Raw genomic sequence first — 4,503 nt, 5'->3', positions numbered from 1 at the left:
GAAATGAAATGTTGACGAAAGTGCTGTCACGCTGGGTGCTGGTGTGCGTTCGCGTAGTGGGTTCCCAGGCACGCCGTGTAGACCTCCCCCTGCGGCGTTTGGGCTTGTGCCGCCGGCAACACCGCCCACATTCCCACACACATCACGCACCACAGCACCCAGCGTGAGGTGTGTTGGGAATGGTATGAAAAGATGCACGATTACGCCTGGTCACATTTTGCTGATTCAGAATACGGTGAATGGTTTGGCTACCTGAATCGGCGTGGAGAAGTATTGTTGAACCTTAAAGGTGGCAAATGGAAAGGATGTTTTCACGTACCGCGTGCATTGTACCAATGCTTACAGCAATTTGAGGCGTTAAGTTCATAGTAGGCAAATTGCGATGCGATCGCTACTCCTTTGCAATAGACTTCTTACAAAAATTCATGTTCATAACCACAACTTAAGCAGTAGTAACAACGGCTTCAGCAGTAGTAACAACAGCTTCAGCATTGATAACAACTGCTTCAGTTGTAGTAACAACAGCTTTAAGATTACTTATGAATGCTTCAGTTGTAGTAACAACAGCTTCAGCATTGATAACAATTGCTTCAGTTGTAGTAACAACAGCTTTAAGATTACTTATGAATGCTTCAGTTGTAGTAACAACAGCTTTAAGGTTACTTATGAATGCTTCAGTTGTAGTAACGACGGCTTAAGTTATTGTGATGCCTGCGGCGGTAAACAACGCAGTCATTTTAATCTACAAGTAAAGTGGAATCAGTGCATTAGAAGGATGTCTCATGAATGCTGTGACACCTAAGCGATTTACCATCGCTGAATACCATCAATTGATTGAACTCGGATTTCTGACAGAAGGCGATCGTATTGAATTAATTCGAGGAGAACTAATTCAAATGACAGCAAAGGGAACACCTCATACAGTTTGTAGTTCTATCCTGTGCCGTCAATTGGATCGGCTTTTAGGTGATCAAGCAGTCATCCGTGGACAAGATCCTATCACCCTTCCTAATCAGAGTGAACCTGAGCCAGATGTTGTCATTGCAATAGGAAGAGATGAAGATTATCTCGCTCATCATCCCTATCCCGAAGATATTTTGTTAGTGATTGAAATTTCAGATAAAACTTTAGATTACGATCAAACAACCAAGCTTTCATTGTATGCAGAAGCCGGAATTTCTCATTACTGGATTGTGAATTTACCGGCTCGTCAACTTGAGCGTCATAACCAACCGTATCAAAATGCTCAAAGTAAGTTTAGCTATCTCAGCCAGCAGATTTCTTTATCTAACCAGTCAGTGGCGATTCCTGGATTTGAAGATGCATTATTAGACTTGAGTCGGTTGTTTCCAGAAGTGCATTAGCGTAGTTAGCCGCAGACATCGCCCCCGTCGTGGTTGAATACGATTGAACTTGGTTAGCCTTACCCCACACCATACCCTGTATATTCTCTGGCATAGACAGGCTGTAAACCTAATACAATATCTTGTTTTAGTACACCCATTGCTACCAATTCATCAGCAATCAACTTATCAGTTTGGTTACGTTGAATCCAAATTTTATGGCTCTTAATGTCCAAATGCATCACGCAATTATAAATACGGTGATGTTTATCCCATCCCAAATCAACAATTTGATAATGGTCGTGTTCTGTATCAAAAAGTATTTGCGTCTCAATTTCGTCGTTTATCGGTCTAACATCGCCGTATTCAGTCAATAGTTGTTGAATACACTGACGATAAAATGCTAGTTTATCCATTTAAGTATCACCTCATCCACTGGATCATATACAATCAACTTTATTCGGTATTGCCGCACTGATGCTTGGGGTAAATCACGTTGGAAAAACGATTCATAAGCGGCAATTGGCACTGCTAAGTATAATATGCGTTCTCTTTCACTAGCTTCTAAGACTAAACGGTAATTCAAAAATTGCCCCAGCGCCAGATGAAAATCAAACAATGCTGATGTCATCAGGTAAATTGTGACTTCTTATCAATCAGCATCAGATAACTTTAGCTTCTCATGTATTTGGAATTGAGCTTCATAATCCACCTCCAAGTCCAAGAGAATATATTATTCGTTTAGAACGCATCAGAGAAAGTTACAATTCTGCTGGTTTGATAATCTGGGCAGGACTACGAAAGTATGAGTTTTTATATGAGGGAGAATTTTTTACTCTCACTCCTCCAGAATTTGACTGACTAGCTTATGAACTTAGTGATTGGCTTGACTTATTAATTACTAAAGAGTAAATTTCGTCAGGTGCATTGCACTTTATTGACGTATCGTTTTAACATTAATTACAAACTAAATTCTGCTGCGCCATCCTCATCCACATTTGCATCCTTACCCATAGCAGTAGGTTTAAATTTAGAGCCATGAATTAATTCACCAAACGCAATTCCTGGATTTTGGTGAAAAATATTCAGCACACTCATAAAATCTCGCACAATTTCCCCTGGTGTGAGTAATGCTTCTGCACCCAAGCGATTAATAATTTCTTGCACAAACTCTTTCAACTCACGATTTGTCAAAGTCTGTTCATACCCAAAATTGAGTGCATGAATCTCAGCTAAACGTTGCAAAAGCGTCAAGATTTCTGCTTCACTCAACGGATTTAGCCGAATCACCGGCCCTAAATGTTCCTGAACATTAGCTTGTGCAACAAAACGGCTTTCTTTTGTACGTCTTTGCCAAGCTTGGTCTGCAAAAAGTCCCCGTTTAGGGTCTTCTAAAAACTTGGTTGTTCCACCAATAACAATGCCAAGATGTTCAGCTTTGCACTGCATAGTGTCGTTAAACATTGCCAGGAGTCGATTATAATTCTTTTCCCGCGTGACTGTAGTAGATATTTGATATAAATGTACAGCTTCATCAACTAAAACTAACAGTCCTTTATAACCAATTTCAGCGACAAATTTCGCAAACAGTTTTATATAGTCATACCAACTATCATCATCAATAATGACGCGCACTCCTAAAGCTGCTTTCGCCTCAACCTTAGTAGTAAATTCTCCACGCAACCAGCGCATTGCCGCATTTTTTAAATTATCATCATCCAATCGATACCCACGCCAATAAGCGATAATCACGCTACCAAAATCAAAACCGTGAACTAAATCTTCAATATACTGAACTACTTCCCTAATTTTCGATTCAACTTGGTCATCAAAACCATCGTCATTCGGACGCATTCCAGTTTCTTTAACCACTTCTTGTTGAATTTTATTAATCCATCCTTCTAAAATTGAGACTAACGCACCACCATCAGGACGAGTTTTTGTAGCTAGATGGCTCATTAATTCTCGATAAGTCGCTACACCTTCATTGTTGCTTCCAGCTAATCGACGTTCAGGGGATAAATCAGCATCAGCTACTACAAAACCTTGCTCCATAGCCCGGTTGCGGATTAGTTGTAGTAAAAAACTTTTACCAGAACCGTAGTTACCAATTATGAAGCGAAATGCTGCTACACCTTCTGCAATATCATCAAGATTTTGTAATAGGCTTTTTAGTTCTTTTTCTCGCCCTACTGCTATATATTCAACTCCCACTCTTGGTACTACCCCCGCACCAAGGGAATTGATTAAAGCAGTGGAGATTTTTTTCGAGATTTTGAGCTTTGCCATGTATTACACTTTACTTTATTCTAAATGCAGAAGCACGCAGTAATTAGCCTTGGCGAATTCTATTCGCACGCCAGTTGCTTCAAATCGGCAGAGCCGCCCAACGCACTGGCTTGGCTATACAGACAAAACCCACTCCGTGGGTTTCAAATTCCTAGAGTCCGCGCAGGTGGACTACCCTGCGGAAAGCCGCAAAGCGTCTATGTTTGTGTAGCCGCGATTTATAATCGCCAGGTATATTTGTAAAGGTGAGATACTCGCGTAGGTTAAGGTACATATTTACATCAATAATAATTTAATTTGACGAAGCGTGTCTAGCCATGAGGTCTTCATACATTGCAATCATTTTTTTGACATGCGTCATATATTCCTGATAAACCTTTGGAATTTCCGAATTTGAATCAATTATTAATTCACCAATAGTATCATTTGCTCGTTCATTTATAGAATCGATTAATAGATTTGGCATAGTAATGTTTGCTTCGGCAATTTTTTTAATGGCAGCATTAGGATTATCTTGTTCGACTATAGCTTTTAATACTTGTAGTTCGTCTACTGGAAAATTTTCTAAAAAATTAGTCCATTCTTCAGGCAAATTCTGCGATGTATCAGCTTCCGAAGTGTTTATGATTGCTGTAGTTTCCATTATCTCAGAAAAAAGAAGCAATTCATTATCATCTTCTTTGGAATTATCAGACAAAGGTTCTGGATTGAATGTTTCTATTTGTTGGAGTAATTCCCATACTTGATTTTGTAATGAATCTCGTTCTTCTTGCAATAATGAAACTTGTTCTTGCAACTGCTGTAATTCGGCTTTGTGTTTTACAAGTTGGGTTTGTGAAGAATTCAGGATAGCTTGGATATTTTCTCTTTC

The 4,503-nt window shown here is 39.6% G+C and carries 7 protein-coding genes and 1 pseudogene; 3 read left to right on the top strand and 5 right to left on the bottom strand.

All coding sequences use genetic code 11. From position 1 onward, the window contains the following. Positions 1-198, bottom strand: a 198-nt coding sequence (locus tag LC574_RS27920; protein WP_229456917.1) for a hypothetical protein, incomplete at its 3' end; no start/stop codon positions are given. Between LC574_RS27920 and LC574_RS27915 the strand changes: the two are divergent. The 3 genes and pseudogenes from LC574_RS27915 to LC574_RS27905 all read left to right on the top strand — a co-directional run. Beyond that, positions 163-369: pseudogene (locus tag LC574_RS27915) on the top strand (AGE family epimerase/isomerase); the annotation flags it as partial. The gene LC574_RS27920 and the pseudogene LC574_RS27915 overlap by 36 nt on opposite strands. Positions 370-491: 122 nt before the next feature. Beyond that, positions 492-698, top strand: coding sequence for a hypothetical protein (locus LC574_RS27910; RefSeq protein WP_229456916.1), 207 nt, complete (start codon positions 492-494; stop codon positions 696-698). Positions 699-782: 84 nt separating this feature from the next. Further along, entirely contained in the window at positions 783-1,364 is a 582-nt protein-coding gene (locus LC574_RS27905; RefSeq protein WP_229456915.1) for a Uma2 family endonuclease, read from the top strand. A gap of 59 nt (positions 1,365-1,423) precedes the next feature. Here the strand turns inward: LC574_RS27905 and LC574_RS27900 are convergent, their stop codons facing one another. The 4 genes from LC574_RS27900 to LC574_RS27885 form a co-directional block, all read right to left on the bottom strand. Further along, a complete protein-coding gene (locus LC574_RS27900) occupies positions 1,424-1,759 on the bottom strand; it encodes a XisI protein (RefSeq protein WP_229456914.1) in 336 nt (111 codons plus the stop codon). Further along, positions 1,747-1,983 carry an element excision factor XisH family protein gene (locus LC574_RS27895; RefSeq protein WP_368736743.1) on the bottom strand — a complete coding sequence of 79 codons (237 nt, stop codon included), beginning with the start codon at positions 1,981-1,983 and terminating at the stop codon, positions 1,747-1,749. The genes LC574_RS27900 and LC574_RS27895 overlap by 13 nt, the downstream gene beginning before the upstream one ends. Before the next feature lie 320 nt (positions 1,984-2,303). Further along, on the bottom strand, positions 2,304-3,632 hold the full coding sequence (locus LC574_RS27890; protein ID WP_229456912.1) for an ATP-binding protein: 1,329 nt from the start codon (positions 3,630-3,632) through the stop codon (positions 2,304-2,306). A 292-nt stretch (positions 3,633-3,924) separates the two neighbouring features. Next, a partial coding sequence (locus tag LC574_RS27885; protein WP_306422168.1) for a tellurite resistance TerB C-terminal domain-containing protein occupies positions 3,925-4,503 on the bottom strand: 579 nt, incomplete at its 5' end.

This window comes from Nostoc sp. CHAB 5715, assembly GCF_020829685.1.
Classification (GTDB): Bacteria; Cyanobacteriota; Cyanobacteriia; order Cyanobacteriales; family Nostocaceae; genus Nostoc.
This window is presented reverse-complemented; position numbering and strand designations above follow the sequence as displayed.

What these genes read in the sequence shown, in the direction of transcription:
- LC574_RS27905 (WP_229456915.1), top strand. Translation starts at nt 783, where the DNA reads ATGAATGCTGTGACACCTAAGCGATTTACCATCGCTGAATACCATCAA.
- LC574_RS27900 (WP_229456914.1), bottom strand. Translation starts at nt 1,759, where the DNA reads ATGGATAAACTAGCATTTTATCGTCAGTGTATTCAACAACTATTGACT.
- LC574_RS27890 (WP_229456912.1), bottom strand. Translation starts at nt 3,632, where the DNA reads ATGGCAAAGCTCAAAATCTCGAAAAAAATCTCCACTGCTTTAATCAAT.